The organism is Ruegeria sp. AF2 (assembly GCF_056542025.1).
In genome coordinates this window covers 81993-96280 of sequence record NZ_JBQFZC010000008.1, presented here as the reverse complement: position 1 = coordinate 96280, position 14288 = coordinate 81993, and the positions used below count along the sequence as shown (strand labels likewise).

At 55.6% G+C, this 14288-nt stretch carries 16 protein-coding genes; 11 read left to right on the top strand and 5 right to left on the bottom strand.

The window, feature by feature from the left end; all coding sequences use genetic code 11:
• Positions 1–12: 12 nt before the first annotated feature.
• Both ACR0NM_RS18900 and ACR0NM_RS18895 read right to left on the bottom strand, forming a co-directional pair.
• Complete coding sequence (locus tag ACR0NM_RS18900; RefSeq protein WP_480616172.1) at positions 13–1410, bottom strand: aspartate aminotransferase family protein; 1398 nt, start codon at positions 1408–1410, stop codon at positions 13–15.
• A 75-nt stretch (positions 1411–1485) separates the two neighbouring features.
• Complete coding sequence (locus tag ACR0NM_RS18895; protein WP_170406782.1) at positions 1486–2169, bottom strand: GntR family transcriptional regulator; 684 nt, start codon at positions 2167–2169, stop codon at positions 1486–1488.
• A 140-nt stretch (positions 2170–2309) separates the two neighbouring features.
• On the opposite strand from ACR0NM_RS18895, the gene ACR0NM_RS18890 reads away from it, so the two are divergent.
• The 5 genes from ACR0NM_RS18890 (at position 2310) to ACR0NM_RS18870 (ending at position 7596) form a co-directional block, all read left to right on the top strand.
• Positions 2310–3395, top strand: coding sequence for a polyamine ABC transporter substrate-binding protein (locus ACR0NM_RS18890; protein ID WP_170398992.1), 1086 nt, complete (start codon positions 2310–2312; stop codon positions 3393–3395).
• Between the two features lie 70 nt (positions 3396–3465).
• Positions 3466–4593: an ABC transporter ATP-binding protein gene (locus ACR0NM_RS18885; RefSeq protein ID WP_170636399.1), complete on the top strand. Its 1128-nt coding sequence runs from the start codon at positions 3466–3468 to the stop codon at positions 4591–4593.
• Positions 4593–5483, top strand: a complete 891-nt coding sequence (locus tag ACR0NM_RS18880; RefSeq protein WP_480616170.1) for an ABC transporter permease subunit — start codon at positions 4593–4595, stop codon at positions 5481–5483. The genes ACR0NM_RS18885 and ACR0NM_RS18880 overlap by 1 nt, the downstream gene beginning before the upstream one ends.
• Complete coding sequence (locus tag ACR0NM_RS18875; RefSeq protein WP_170398984.1) at positions 5480–6298, top strand: ABC transporter permease; 819 nt, start codon at positions 5480–5482, stop codon at positions 6296–6298. The genes ACR0NM_RS18880 and ACR0NM_RS18875 overlap by 4 nt, the downstream gene beginning before the upstream one ends.
• A complete protein-coding gene (locus tag ACR0NM_RS18870; RefSeq protein WP_480616168.1) occupies positions 6295–7596 on the top strand; it encodes an NAD(P)/FAD-dependent oxidoreductase in 1302 nt (433 codons plus the stop codon). Before ACR0NM_RS18875 ends, ACR0NM_RS18870 begins: the two co-directional genes overlap by 4 nt.
• Here the strand turns inward: ACR0NM_RS18870 and ACR0NM_RS18865 are convergent.
• The 3 genes from ACR0NM_RS18865 to ACR0NM_RS18855 are packed head-to-tail and all read right to left on the bottom strand — an operon-like array spanning position 7591 to position 10411.
• Positions 7591–8520 carry a phosphotransferase family protein gene (locus ACR0NM_RS18865; RefSeq protein WP_480616166.1) on the bottom strand — a complete coding sequence of 310 codons (930 nt, stop codon included), beginning with the start codon at positions 8518–8520 and terminating at the stop codon, positions 7591–7593. The genes ACR0NM_RS18870 and ACR0NM_RS18865 overlap by 6 nt on opposite strands.
• Positions 8513–9178, bottom strand: coding sequence for a flagellar hook capping FlgD N-terminal domain-containing protein (locus ACR0NM_RS18860; protein WP_170398978.1), 666 nt, complete (start codon positions 9176–9178; stop codon positions 8513–8515). Before ACR0NM_RS18860 ends, ACR0NM_RS18865 begins: the two co-directional genes overlap by 8 nt.
• Before the next feature lie 3 nt (positions 9179–9181).
• Positions 9182–10411, bottom strand: a complete 1230-nt coding sequence (locus ACR0NM_RS18855) for a flagellar hook-length control protein FliK (protein WP_480616164.1) — start codon at positions 10409–10411, stop codon at positions 9182–9184.
• Between the two features lie 115 nt (positions 10412–10526).
• On the opposite strand from ACR0NM_RS18855, the gene ACR0NM_RS18850 reads away from it, so the two are divergent.
• The 6 genes from ACR0NM_RS18850 (at position 10527) to ACR0NM_RS18825 (ending at position 14214) form a co-directional block, all read left to right on the top strand.
• Positions 10527–10799, top strand: coding sequence for a rod-binding protein (locus ACR0NM_RS18850; RefSeq protein ID WP_170425896.1), 273 nt, complete (start codon positions 10527–10529; stop codon positions 10797–10799).
• Complete coding sequence (locus ACR0NM_RS18845) at positions 10792–11139, top strand: flagellar biosynthesis protein FlgN (protein ID WP_170425894.1); 348 nt, start codon at positions 10792–10794, stop codon at positions 11137–11139. Before ACR0NM_RS18850 ends, ACR0NM_RS18845 begins: the two co-directional genes overlap by 8 nt.
• A 210-nt stretch (positions 11140–11349) precedes the next feature.
• Positions 11350–12567, top strand: a complete 1218-nt coding sequence (locus tag ACR0NM_RS18840; RefSeq protein WP_170406757.1) for a flagellin N-terminal helical domain-containing protein — start codon at positions 11350–11352, stop codon at positions 12565–12567.
• 77 nt (positions 12568–12644) lie between these two features.
• Positions 12645–13019, top strand: a complete 375-nt coding sequence (gene flaF / locus ACR0NM_RS18835) for a flagellar biosynthesis regulator FlaF (RefSeq protein ID WP_480616162.1) — start codon at positions 12645–12647, stop codon at positions 13017–13019.
• Positions 13019–13420: a flagellar biosynthesis repressor FlbT gene (gene flbT / locus ACR0NM_RS18830; protein WP_170398959.1), complete on the top strand. Its 402-nt coding sequence runs from the start codon at positions 13019–13021 to the stop codon at positions 13418–13420. Before flaF ends, flbT begins: the two co-directional genes overlap by 1 nt.
• The gene (locus tag ACR0NM_RS18825) at positions 13417–14214 is read left to right on the top strand and encodes a DUF1217 domain-containing protein (protein WP_480616160.1); all 798 of its coding nucleotides are present in this window, start codon (positions 13417–13419) and stop codon (positions 14212–14214) included. The genes flbT and ACR0NM_RS18825 overlap by 4 nt, the downstream gene beginning before the upstream one ends.
• Positions 14215–14288 lie beyond the last annotated feature (74 nt).

Here is a 14288-nt window from a genome sequence, read left to right as displayed (position 1 = left end):
ATGATCTAATGATCAGGACGCAGGCTTCATCAGACCTTTTTCGTTGATTTCAACCAACGCATCATCCAACGATTTTTGAATGCGCACGAACATCTCGTCGATTTCGGCCGGGGTAATGACCAGCGGCGGAGAGATGACCAAGCGGTCGTCCACATGACGCATGATCAGATTGTTTTTGAAGCAATGTTCGCGGCAGATATATCCGATCGTGCCGGGATCTGATGCGAACTTGGCTCGGCTTGCCTTTTCAGGCGTTAATGCGATGGACCCCATCAAGCCTGCGATCTTTGCCTCTCCGACCAGCGGATGCTCGACCAATGCGTCCCATTTCTTTTTCATATAGGGCGCGGCCACGTTGCGCACATGATCGACGACGTTTTCTTCTTCGAGGATGCGCAGATTTTCGAGCGCAACTGCTGCGGCAACCGGGTGGCCGGAATAGGTGTAGCCATGGTTGAACTCGGTGGCGCTGATGACACGGGCGACTTCGTCGCAGACGATCGATCCGCCAATAGGTGCATAGCCTGAGCTAAGGCCCTTGGCGATTGTCATGATATGCGGTTTGATCCCGACGGTTTGCGAGCCAAACCAGTTGCCGGTTCGGCCAAACCCGCAGATCACCTCATCCGCGATCAGCAGTATATCGTACTTGTCGCAGATGCGCTTAATTTCAGGCCAATATGTGTCGGGTGCGATGATCACGCCGCCTGCGCCCTGCACAGGTTCGGCGATGAAGGCAGCGACGCGATCTTCGCCCAGTTCCTGAATGGCTTCTTCCAGCTCGCGCGCGCGGGCAAGGCCGAATTCCTCGGGGCTCATATCGCCGCCTTCCGCCCACCAGTTCGGCTGGTTGATATGGTGGACATTCGGGATTGGAATGCCGCCCTGCGCATGCATTCCTGCCATGCCACCCAACGACGCCGATCCAACAGAAGAACCGTGATAGGCATTCTTGCGGCTGATGATGATGTTCTTGTCCGGCTGACCTTTTCCGGCCCAATAGGTGCGCACTAGACGGATGTTGGTGTCGTTGGCCTCGGACCCGCTTCCGGCAAAGAAGACATGGTTCAGATCACCTGGCGCAAGCTCAGCCAGTTTTGCAGCCAGCGCAATGGCGGGCGTATGGGTCGTCTTGAAGAAAGTATTATAGTACGGCAGCTCGCGCATTTGACGTGCGGCTGCATCGGCCAGCTCGTCGCGGCCATATCCGATATTCACGCACCACAATCCGGCCATACCATCCAGAATTTCATGACCTTCGCTATCGGTCAGATAGACGCCCTTGGCACGGGTGATGACCCTGACACCTTCGTCTGCCAGCGACTCATTGGTTGAAAAAGGATGCAGATGGTGTGCTGCGTCCAGCGCCTGCAATTCGGCAGTGGGCATGTGATTGGTGATGGTGGACATCTCGGATTCTCCAGCAAGCGTCGTTGCCAGATAGAATATGATCAAATTTTATGCTGTCAATCGAATCGCTGATTTCTAGGTGCTTGGCAAAGCATCGCCCATCATTCCCATACCCTGCTCAATGTCCTGCGCTGTTGCTAACGCGGCCTTTTCTGCATCTCGCTCACGTAGCGCGGCAATAATGTCTTTGTGTCTGTCGGGCAGGCTTTGAGTGCCGAAGCGACCGCAAACGATGCGCAACGAAGGGCCGAATCGCAGCCATAGCCGTTCGGCTAGATCAACAAGTATCGGAGCGTCCGCATGGGAATACAGAGATTGGTGAAAGGCGTGGTTCAAACGCAGGTAACCCCCTACATCTCCATCCGCGATCATATTGTCCAATCGTTGATCCAGCTGCTCAAGATAGTCGATCTCGGTTATAGATATGTTCTTTGTGGATCGCCTGGAAAGCTCTGTTTCTATTGAAATTCTTGCAAAAATCATCTGCTCGATGTCGTTGGCTGAAAGCAGCGGGACGCTCACGCGACGATTGCCCTGAAAAATGAGCGCGCCGTCGGAAATCAGACGGCGTATTGCCTCGCGCACCGGAGTCATGCCGACACCAAGCGAATCAGTCAGGCCCTGGATCGTGACCGGCTGCCCGGGCACGAGATCGCCAAACAGAATCTGGGATTTCAGTGTCCGATAGACCTGTTCGTGCGCTGGGCGTTTTTCTTCATCTACCGGAGGTGTATCTGCTTTATTTTTGATCAAATCCAAAAGGTTTGCCCCAATCCAAGTGTTTCTGTCTTGCCAGAATCTTCACCTATTCCGACCATAGGTGAAACCGTCGTGAAACGCAAAACTTGATCAAATCCAAAAAAAGGTCAAAATGGCCGCACAGTTGCAGGGAGAAAAATATGAAACTGAAAACGCTGGGGATGACAGCGATCGTCGCATTGGGGACTTCGGCCGCGTTTGCTGAAGAAGTGCGCGTCTATAACTGGTCCGACTACATTGACGAAGATCTGCTGAGCAAATTCGAAGAAGAAACAGGGCTAACCCTGATCTACGATGTGTTCGACAGCAACGAGGTTCTGGAAACAAAAATGCTGGCCGGTGGGTCAGGCTATGATGTGGTTGTGCCTTCAGGCACGTTCCTACAACGCCAGATCCAGGCCGGCGCATTCCAGGAACTGGATGCCGCCAAGCTGTCGAATGCAGGCAACCTATGGGATGTGATCCAGGAACGAACCGCAGGGTATGACCCCAACAACGCCTACTCGATCAACTATATGTGGGGCACGACAGGTATCGGGTTGAATGTCGGCAAGGTCAAAGAAGTGCTGGGCGACGATGTTGCGCTTAACAGCATGGATCTGGTGCTCAAGCCCGAAAACATGGAAAAGCTGGCCTCGTGTGGGGTGCATTTCCTCGACGCACCGTCTGAGATCATTCCGATGGTGCTGCAGTATATCGGCGAAGACCCTGACAGCCACGACACGGATGTAATTGGGAAAACCGAAGAAATTCTGACCAGTGTGCGCCCGTATGTTCAGAAATTCCATAGTTCGGAATACATCAATGCGCTCGCCAATGGTGATATCTGCGTTGCTGTCGGCTGGTCGGGCGACATCTTGCAGGCACGCGACCGTGCGGCGGAAGCGGATAACGGCGTGGAAATTGAATACCATCCCTTTGCGGAAGGCTCGCTGATGTGGTTTGACCAGATGGCTATTCCGGTCGACGCACCAAACCCCGAAGGCGCGCACCAGTTCCTGAACTTTATCTTGGATGCCAACAACATGGCTGCGGCGTCGAACTATGTGTACTACGCCAACGGCAACAAGGCCTCGCAGGAGTTTCTTGAAGAGGACGTGATCGGTGATCCGGCGATCTATCCGGATGATGCGACCATGCAGAACCTCTACATCACCACACCTTATCCGGCAAAGACCCAGCGGGTGGTGACACGTCTCTGGACCAAAGTGAAATCAGGCACCTGATCTGATCATAGCGCAAGGCGGGCCCACTGCCTTGCGCCATTTTTATCCTGACCGATAAACGGGGGCCGCCTTGAATTCTGAAGTCTTTGCGCCGTGGGATGACCCGCAGGCGAAACCCTTGATCCAGTTCCAGAACGTCACCAAGCGTTTTGGCGCATTCACCGCAATCGACAATCTTTCACTGGATATCTACGAGCGTGAGTTCTTTGCGCTGCTCGGCCCGTCGGGCTGCGGCAAGACCACGATGATGCGGATGCTGGCCGGATTCGAAACCCCCTCCGATGGTCATATCCTTCTGGGTGGACAGGATATCGACCCGATCCCGCCCAACAAACGGGCGGTAAACATGATGTTTCAGTCGTATGCGCTGTTTCCTCATCTCAGCATCTGGGACAACATCGCCTTTGGCCTGCGCCGGGACAACATGCCCAAGCGCGATCTGGAAGAGCGGGTCGATGAGATGCTGCGCCTAACCCGGCTGGAACAGTTCGCACGCCGCAAGCCGCACCAGATCTCGGGTGGTCAACGCCAACGCGTTGCGCTGGCCCGGTCATTGGCCAAAGCACCAAAACTGCTATTGCTCGACGAACCTTTGGGTGCTTTGGATAAGAAACTCCGTCAGGATACTCAGTTCGAGTTGATGGACATTCAGGAAAAAACCGGCACGACCTTTGTCATCGTGACGCACGATCAGGAAGAGGCGATGACCGTTGCCAGCCGAGTGGCCGTGATGGATCAGGGCAAACTGATGCAAGTGGCAACTCCAGATCGCATCTATGAGACACCAAACTCGGTTTATGTTGCTGATTTCATTGGGGATGTAAATATCATTGAGGGACGAGCTACTGCAGCAGGCGACGAAAGTTATCAGATCGAGTGGGCAGAAGGGCAGCCCCCGTTAGCGGCGTCTTCTGCGACCCAACTGTCCAATGGTCAGAGCTGTCATCTGGCGATCCGGCCTGAAAAGGTCGCGATCTCTGCCGAGCGCCCGGTCGATGCAATCAACGCCATTCAGGGCAAGGTGCATGACATCGCCTATCTGGGCAACTTGTCGACCTATCATGTCGAACTGCCAAACGGCACGATCATCAAGGCGCAAACAGCGAATACCCGCCGCATCTCGCGCCGCTCGTTCACCTGGGAAGACCCGGTTTGGCTGTCCTGGACAGCGACTGCCGCAGTTCTGCTGGAAAACTGATGCGCCGCGCTGTTCTTATCGCTGTCCCGTATGTCTGGTTGCTGGCACTGTTCTTGGTGCCATTCTTTATCGTCCTAAAGATATCGCTTTCAGACACCGCACTTGCCATTCCGCCCTACACTCCGACGCTGGACCTGTCCGCAGGTTGGGCGGGTATCAGGGATTTCTTCAGCCAGCTTGATCTGGAAAACTTTGCCTGGCTGACTGAAGATGATCTTTATTGGAAGGCCTATCTGTCCAGCGTAAAGATCGCGCTGATCTCAACGGTGTTGACGCTGATTGTCGGGTATCCAATCGCATATGCGATGGCGCGCGCACCTGAAGAGTGGCGACCTACATTCATGATGCTGGTCATCCTGCCGTTCTGGACTTCGTTTCTGATCCGGGTTTACGCATGGATGGGCATCCTCAGCAACGAGGGCTATCTGAACCAGCTCTTGCTTTGGACAGGCATCATCTCAGCGCCGCTGACCATTCTGAACACGAATACCGCAGTTTATATCGGTATCGTTTATACCTACCTACCTTTTATGATCCTGCCGATTTATTCGTCGCTTGAACGGATGGACGGGTCGCTGATCGAAGCCGCCGAAGACCTTGGGTGTTCGCGTCTGCAGGCATTCTGGCTGATCACAATCCCCTTGTCGCGCCCCGGTATTATCGCGGGCTGCTTCCTCGTGATGATTCCGGTGATTGGGGAATTCGTAATCCCCTCGCTACTGGGCGGATCGGGGACCTTGATGATCGGTAAGGTGCTGTGGGAAGAGTTCTTCTCGAACCGCGATTGGCCCGTCGCCAGCGCGGTGGCCGTGGTTCTGTTGCTCATCCTCGTGATCCCGATTGTGCTGTTCCAGCGCAACCAGCAAAAGCAGACGGAGGCAGAACAATGAACAGGCTGAGCTGGTTCAACACTGTCTCACTGACGCTGGGATTTGCCTTTCTGTATATCCCGATGATCATCCTGATCATCTTCAGCTTCAACGAAAGCAAGCTTGTCACCGTTTGGGCCGGTTTTTCGACCAAATGGTACGGCGAGTTGATGCAGAACGAAGCCTTTCTTGATGCAGCCTGGGTCACGCTGCGCGTTGCCGTATTCTCATCAACGCTGGCCACGATTCTGGGCACCGCAGCGGCCTATGTTCTGGTACGCGGTGGGCGGTTCTTTGGGCGAACACTGTTTTCCGGGATGATCTATGCCCCGCTCGTGATGCCCGAAGTGATAACGGGTCTGTCGCTGCTGTTGTTGTTCATTGGCATCGGATTGGACCGGGGGATCTTGACCATCGTTCTGGCGCACACGACGTTTTCGATGTGTTTTGTCTCGGTCGTCGTATCCTCGCGTCTTGTGACCTTTGATCGGTCGTTGGAAGAGGCCGCACTGGACCTGGGCTGCTCTCCTGCGCAGGCGTTTCGCTTGGTCACCCTGCCGATCATCGCTCCGGCGGTGATTTCAGGATGGCTGCTGGCTTTCACCCTGTCGCTGGATGACCTAGTGATTGCTTCGTTTACATCTGGGCCTTCTGCCACCACCTTGCCGATCAAGATTTTCTCGGCTGTGCGTTTGGGCGTCAGTCCCGAGATCAATGCGCTGTCAACATTAATGATCGCGGTTGTCACGGTGGGCGTTATTACCGCGTCCCTGGTGACCAAGCGGGCGATGGTTAGGCAGAAACAGGATGAGTTGGCCGCGGCAAGCGCTGAATGAGGCGTATATTTCCTGATTATGCCTACGGCCCCGCGCCACGCGCGGGGTGTTGGTGGGACGAGACGATCGCGACCCCTGCTTGGCCAAAGCTCGAAGACGATATCAGCGTTGATGTCGCCGTCATCGGGGGCGGGTTTACCGGCTTGTCCGCCGCATTGCATCTGTCCGAGGCAGGGGTTTCGGTCGCTGTGTTCGAGGCGGAAACACCAGGCTGGGGGGCGTCCGGTCGAAACGGGGGCTTTTGTTGTCTGGGCGGGTCAAAGCTCAGCAAGGCTGGCCTGACCCGTCGCTATGGTCAGGTGGCAACGCAGGCCTATTACCAAGCGGAAGAAGACGCCGTTTCACTGGTTGCTGACCTTCTGCGTGATAACCAAATCGACGCCGAAACGCATTCCAAGGGTGAAACTCAACTGGCCCATTCACGGCGCGCGATGGAACGATTGCGCCGGTCGGCCGATCCGGCCGGACAATTACATGAGATTGACGATCTGCAGGGCCTCGGGCTGGGTGGGGCGTTTTTCGGCGGCTATACAACGCCAATTGGCTTTGCCCTGAACCCCCGAAAGTATCTGTTCGGTTTGGCTGGCGCCGCCCAGGCAAAGGGCGCAACTCTGTTCCAGAACAGCCCGATCACGCAGATCAAACAGGCCGCCTCGGGATTCGTGCTGACCTCGCCTGCGGGTCACGTTCGTGCTTCGAAGGTTCTGGTGTGCACAAATGGCTACTCAAGCGAGGATCTGCCGCCCTGGTTGGCCGCGCGTTATATGCCTGCACAGTCAACGGTTATTGTGACGCGGCCTCTGACTGATGTCGAGCTGCAGGCGCAAGGCTGGACGTCGGATCAGATGGCCTATGACACGCGTAATTTATTGCACTATTTCCGATTGATGCCTGATCGACGATTTCTGTTTGGGACACGAGGGGGGCTGCTTTCATCCCCTGGGGCTGAGGCGCGCATTCGGCAAAAGGCCTTCGGGGATTTCAGGCGGATGTTCCCCGCCTGGGACACGGTCGATGTCACACATAAGTGGTCCGGCTTGGTTTGCCTTGCCCGGAACCTTGTGCCCTTTGTGGGCCCGGTTCCTGAGCATCCGGGGATGTATGCAGGGTTTGCTTACCACGGCAATGGTGTGGCGATGGGAACCTATTGCGGACGTGCTTTGGCGCGACTGGTGCTGGGGCAATCCGCAGACATTCCGTCCCCTATTGCGGGTGCGCCGGCGCGGTTTCCCTTTGGCCGTTGGCGTCGCGCTGTCATGCCGCCAGCCTATGCGTATCTGGGTCTGGCGGACCTATAAGGCCTCAACTTCCAACTCATACCCAATGGCATAATCAGCCGCACCGTTTTCGGCCCGCCAAAGACAATAAGCGGCCATACGCCAGGCAAACCAAGGCCTCAATGACAGATAGCGTTCGGTGATATCGGGTTGGTCGTAGGCCTTAAGAAACAGCGTCTCTTCGGCCTCGGATAAAGGTGCGCCACGATAGAGTTGCTGCATCGCAGGTGAAAGGAATATCGCCAAGTCTTCACATGGGTCACCGAAGGCCGGGCATTGCCAATCGATCAGCGTCAGCCCATTTTTCGATTGCAAGATGTTTCCCGCGACCGGATCGCCATGGATCAAGCACCGCGCGGATAACGGCGGTACTTGGGCCTGAGGTTTTTTTGCAAGCAACGATCGCCGCTCTTCCGCGTGGCAATCAGTCAGAATTTGACACGCATGCTGTTCCAGATCTTCGCTGCCATTGCAGCCGTTAGGGAGGTCCAGATTGACCGGAATTTGGTGCAACCTTCCAAGCAGATGGGCCACGCCCGAAACATCGTCCTGCCAAGGGACGCCCGGTGCGTGGTCATAGTAGACCCAGCTGTCGTCTCCAAAGGAACCCGTGGCACGTAAATTGGGCACGAAGCCAAAGCTGTTGAGCGTGCGCAGACATTCTGACTCAAGCCGGGCATCGTTGCGAAACAAGGGGTTCTGAAACCCGGTACTGAATAGCTTAAGCACGGCATCACTATTGCCGGACAAAACCTTCCAGACATGATTGGTCCGCCCACCGTACAACACCTCGAAGGTCACGTCGTGGCGGATCAAACCTTGGGTGCTGAGCTGGGCAACAAGACCCGGGGGAGGTTGGTGATGATCAGACAGGAGAGATACCGGTTTAGGGGGCGAGTCGCGATGCGCCAAGCTTTGGCCCGCCTTGCCTTCCAGATCAAGCACCCGTGCGGATTTGCGTGACCATTTCGGCGGACACCTCTGCACCGCTCTCCAGTTTCAGGATGATGCCACCTTCACTGACCTGTGCCTCTACCACCCGACCGAAGGCAGATGCGGGCGTGCTGGTTAGTAACTCACCTCTTTTGAAGCTCTCCAATGTGGCTGAGTAACTGCCAGCGGGAAAGGGATCACCGGCACTGCTGACCCCGGCCCACTCGAATTCGGCCTTATCGGTAGGCACAGGGATGCGATCGACAATGGTGCCCTGGTCGTTGCGGATGACCAACTCGGCCCGGTCGGCAGTGGGTTCGGCCCGTGCAAAAATCGGAACAGGCTGATCTACAAAGCGAAACGGTGCATCGGTTTTGACATTCATCCCAACCCACCCGGTGAGCTGATTAAGATCGACTGCCCCCATTGTCAGCGCGAGACCAGACAGAAGCTCATTGGCTTTGACTTGTTGTTCGACCATCGAGAACTGTGCCAGCTGAGAGGCATATTCGGAGGAATCCAGAGGTTCAAGCGGATCCTGATTGCGCGCCTGCACGGTCAGCATGCGCAGAAAAGTCTCGAAATCTGACGTCAGTGCCGAGCGTTCCGAATTGTTGTTTGCGCCGGGATTTGCACCCGTTGCGGTCACTGAATTGGTCGCTGAAATCATCAATTAAAGCCTCATATCAAGGCCCCTTTCAGGGCCAGCCGAAAGTGTGGGTGCCTTATGGTCCGCGTCGCGAACCATTTCGACCGTTTCTGAGGAAGGGTCAGGCTCTGATGGGTCACCATGCCGGGACGAGTCCCCGGACATGCTAAGATCAAGCGACAGATCCCCATAACCCAGCTTTTCGAACTCAGCCGACAGGATCGCAATGTGTCGCCGCATCAGGTCCAGTGTTTCGGGCCGTTCGGCCGCGATCGATAGATGAAACCCGTCTTCTCGACCGTTGAGCGTGATTGATACGCGCCCAAGCTCTTCGGGGTTCAGGGCTATTTCAACGCCACCGGTATTTGGTCGGGTCGAAATCGAAGCGGCCAGTTGCCCCGCAATCGTGCGTGCCGTTTCCGCGCGGGCTGCGGCGACGGGCATCGCTTGCGTCGTGTCGCGTATCGTGTGGCCCACCGCAGTATCTTTGACGGCAAAAAGGTCATCAACTTCCGCGCTGATCGCCGTTTCAGCAATAGCATCGCCCGGAGCCCGGTCGAGATTCCAAGCTGTTGTCTGCGGTTTCAAGGCGGCAGAAATGACAGTTTGCTGGGTTATTCGAGCCTCTACAGGCTCAACTGCGCGTGCGACGAGTGGCACCTCTGTTTCAGGACTTGGCGGTTTCAGTTTCGAAAAAGTATCCCCAACAAAGCTAGCATTTAGCGCGTGTGAGGCCGGCATTTGGTGTAGATATCCATTTCCGCTAACATCATGGATCGGAACTTGGGTTGGCGCTCGAAGCACGTTTGCGTCAGGCCTTGGGACAGCCGCTTCGGGCGAGCCTGTATTTTGTCTTAGCGTTGAATTTTCAGGGGCCAACTGCGAAATTTGCTGTACCGGGCTGGGCGGAGCGGCAACATGGTTCGTCTCACCGACGGCAAAATCCGCTTGGTGTTTCGGCGCATTTGCGACCTCTTGCGCAGCCACCTGCAGTTGGGCGCGCTCTAGTTCGTCGGGTTTGATTGTCTCAGTTGAATCTGCCGTAGAAACAGATGGAATTTCTGATTGTTCGGGTGGCAGGTTTGAATCAGCCACAAACGGATCAACATCCTTCAATTCGTTTTGTTCGACATCCTCATTAAGCACTTCCTCAAAGGCAAACCCACCTTTGGTATCACGCTCTTTACCCTGAGGTGCCCCCGGTTTGTCACCCGTGGCAGATGCAGGCGACATGATCGTCAGCGGGTTGGTCATTTTTCGCTCCGGGGTTTCTTTGATCTGGCCGGCACTGTGCCCACAGGAAGTTACGTTTATTTTAACCGCTTTCCCCTTTGATCGAGAAAGTTCATAGCAATTTTCGGAGAATCCGATGACGATTACATCTACCAGTGCGACCATGCACTCCGCCCAGATTCCACAGAAGCTGAAAGCCGCCTCTGTTGAGCTGGAGGCCGCTTTTCTGGCTGAAATGCTCAAGTCAGCAGGACTCGGCCAAGCACGAAGTTCCTTTGGCGGTGGTGCAGGCGAAGATCAGTTTGCTTCGTTTCTGGTGCAACAGCAGGCACAGCAAATGGCAAAGGCGGGTGGAATCGGCCTTTCGGAAATTTTGTTCAATGCAATGATGGAGAAGTCCGATGAATAAAGATCCGATTCATGCACTGGAAGACCTTTTGGATCTGGAGCGCACAGCGCTGGTCCAGGGGGATTTGACCGATCTGGATCGATTGGTGCCTGAAAAAGAGAACTTGATCGGTGCAATAAATGATCTGCAGGTGTTGGAAAGCGATGATCTGATCCGGATCCAGAAGAAGGTCGTGCGCAACCAAGCCCTTTTGAACAGTGCGGCCGAGGGTATTCGGGCTGTGGCGGACCGAATGGCGGAACTGAAACAGGTCCGGCAGGAGTTCAGCACTTATGACGCCTCGGGGCAGCGTAGTGGGTTTGCCTTGCGATCGCGGGCAAAGCTGGAAAAACGGGCATAGCATCAGGTTTGATTCAAATCCGAGATTTCGGATTTGCCCGTCTTAGCACTCCGTTAGGAGATCGGGGGCAAATGTGGCGATGCACCTGAAACAACGGGTGGCGCGAAGGCCACAAGGCACGACGCACAGGTCAGAACGACAGAATGCCTGCCGGTTTGGTGGGTCCAACATGGGCGTCAAACGCGCCCGAACGCTAAGAGGATGACAAATATGTCAAGCATTCTGACGAACAATGGCGCAATGGTTGCGCTGCAAACTCTCAAATCGGTCAACAAGAACCTCGCGCAGACGCAAAACGCGATCTCGACCGGCAAGGATGTGGCTACAGCCAAGGATAACTCGGCTGTCTGGGCCATCTCAAAGGTGATGGAATCAGACGTCAACGGCTTCAATGCGATCAAGGACAGCCTGGCCTTGGGTGAATCCACTGTCGCAGTTGCACGAAACGCCTCAGAAACTGTGACGGATCTGCTGAACCAGATGAAAGGCAAGATCGTTGCGGCACAAGAAGACAACGTTGATCGTGCTAAGATCAACACCGATGTGGCCGCGCTCAGGGATCAGATCGAATCGGTTGTCGGCGCTGCCCAGTTCAATGGCCTCAATCTGGTGAACGGTGGGGCTGGCGCAAGCATTCTGTCCTCTTTGGATCGAGACAATGCAGGCAACGTGACAGCGTCTTCCATTAGTGTATCGGCGCAAAACCTGTCGACAGGTGGTTACACTGCTGCCGACGTGTTCACTGGAACTGACGGGGTCACTGCGGATACGGCCGACGCATTCGGATTTTCGTTGGATGGAAACGGCGGAAGCGATGATGATGGAAGCATCGTGATCGCTGATCCGGGCACATTGTCCGCTGGTGATACTTTCACGGTCCGACTGGGCGACGATGTCGCGTCTTATACAGTCCGGGCTGAGGATATCGCCGCAGGCAACGCGCCCGAAGAGATCATCGCTGCGGGGCTGAAAGCTGCCATCGAAGCTTCGGATGCCAATGTTTCGGTCGTCTATGATCCGGGCACGAACGCTGCACAGCTCGATATCACCAACGAAGGTTCAGATTCGCTGCAGATCAGCGGTCAATATGCCAACGCCAACTCTGGCGGTCTAGGCGCTCTGGCCTCGATTGATGTGTCGACTTCTGCCGGCGCATCCGCAGCGCTTGGCGCGATCGAAGGCCTAATCGATACTGCGATTGATGCCTCGGCGGCTTTTGGTTCGGCGCAGGGTCGGATCGAGACCCAGAAAGAGTTCATCTCGAACCTGTCTGACTCGTTCAAATCCGGTATCGGCTCGTTGGTTGACGCTGACATGGAAGAAACCTCGGCCAGGCTGCAAGCGCTGCAGGTCCAGCAACAGCTGGCGACACAATCGCTATCGATCGCGAACCAGGCGCCACAGTCCATCCTGTCACTGTTCCGTTAAACATGAAACTTCTCCGGGGCGCGCGCGCCGTGCCCCGGGCTTAACTGCCCGCTGACGGACAATTGGAAGGATTTCAAGTGACACCCCAAACGCTCGCCCAACGCGCTTATGCGCAATCTGCCGCACCGACGCGAACACCTCGGGATACAGAGTATGAGGCGATTTCCAGGATTACACATCGGTTGAAGGCTGCTTCCACGCGGAAAACGGCTGATTTCCGAGGGTTCGTTCAAGCCTTGCACGAAAATCGCCGCCTGTGGACTGTGCTGGCAACCGATGTGGCGGATGCGGATAACGGGCTGCCGAGCAATCTGCGTGCGCGGATTTTCTATTTGGCTGAGTTTACCGAACAACACAGCAGCCAGGTGCTGGCGAACAAGGCGACCGTTGAGCCGCTGCTTGAGATCAACATGGCCGTGTTGCGCGGGCTACGTCAAATGAGGGGCAACTGATGGGGGGTCTGGTCCTGAAACTTGCGCCAAAGGAACGGGTTCTGATCAATGGTGTTGTAATCGAAAACGGGGATCGACGCAGTCGGTTTTCGATCATGACACCTCAGGCAAATGTCCTGCGCCTGCGCGATGCCATTCACCCGGAAGAGGTCAACACGCCGGTACGCCGTGTCTGCTATGCCGCGCAGTTGGTTCTGTCAGGCGATACCGAACCTGAGCAGGCGCGCCAGCAACTTCTGCGGCGCGTGGAAGAGCTGAGCCAGGTTTTCACGGATGCCGACAGTCGCCGGGTCCTTGCCAACGCAACTGAAGCATTGGTGGCAGAGCAATACTATAAGTGTTTAAAGGCCTTGCGTTCACTGTTGCCACGCGAAGAACGTCTGATGGCGTATCAGCAGTGACCTTCCAGCCGGTCATACCTTCAGGTGGTCTGGTTGGCTGGCGCTTTTTGCAGCGAACCTATGATGCGCAGCTCCAAAGCTATTCTGCCTCGGGGATCAATGAACGGGACGCAAGGTATTTTCTGGACAATATCGGCAAGGTCAAGACGGCCGAGGATCTGGTTTCGGACCGACGGTTGTTGCAGGTGGCATTGGGTGCGTTTGGCTTGGAAGGTGATCTCGACAATCGGTATTTTGTCCAAAAAATCTTGTCCGATGGAACGCAGGCTGACGATGCGCTTGCGAACAGGCTGGCCGACGGTAGGTACCGTGATTTTGCAAATGCCTTTGGACTTGGTCCCGGCGATGTGCGCAAGACCGGATTGGTGGACGCCATGGAAAAGATCGCTGACGACAACTTGATTGCGCGATTTGAAATCTCGGTTGGTGAAGCAGATGAATCGATGCGTATCGCGTTGTACACCCAGCATGCATTGCGCGATCTGGCTGGCCAGGGTGGCAGTGAGGACAGAAGGTGGTTTGATCTGATGGGGCTGCCTCCCTTGCGCCGCATGATGGAAACGGCATTGGGGCTGCCTTCAGCATTTGCGCAACTGGATATCGACAAGCAGCTTGAGGTGTTCAAAGATCGATTGCAGCGCGTTACGGGTTCATCCGATCTGGCGCAGTTCACTGAAGGTGAGGCAATCGACAAACTGACCGACACGTATCTGGCCCGCAATCAGATCAATCAAATCCAACAGACGATCTCCCCTGCGCAGACGGCTCTGATCCTGCTGGGCGGTGGTTTTTGAACCATTGATGTCAACCAGACACGGTGTGTACGGTTTCTCGCGCAAGGCCATAGGTTGACCGATCCGAGATAGTG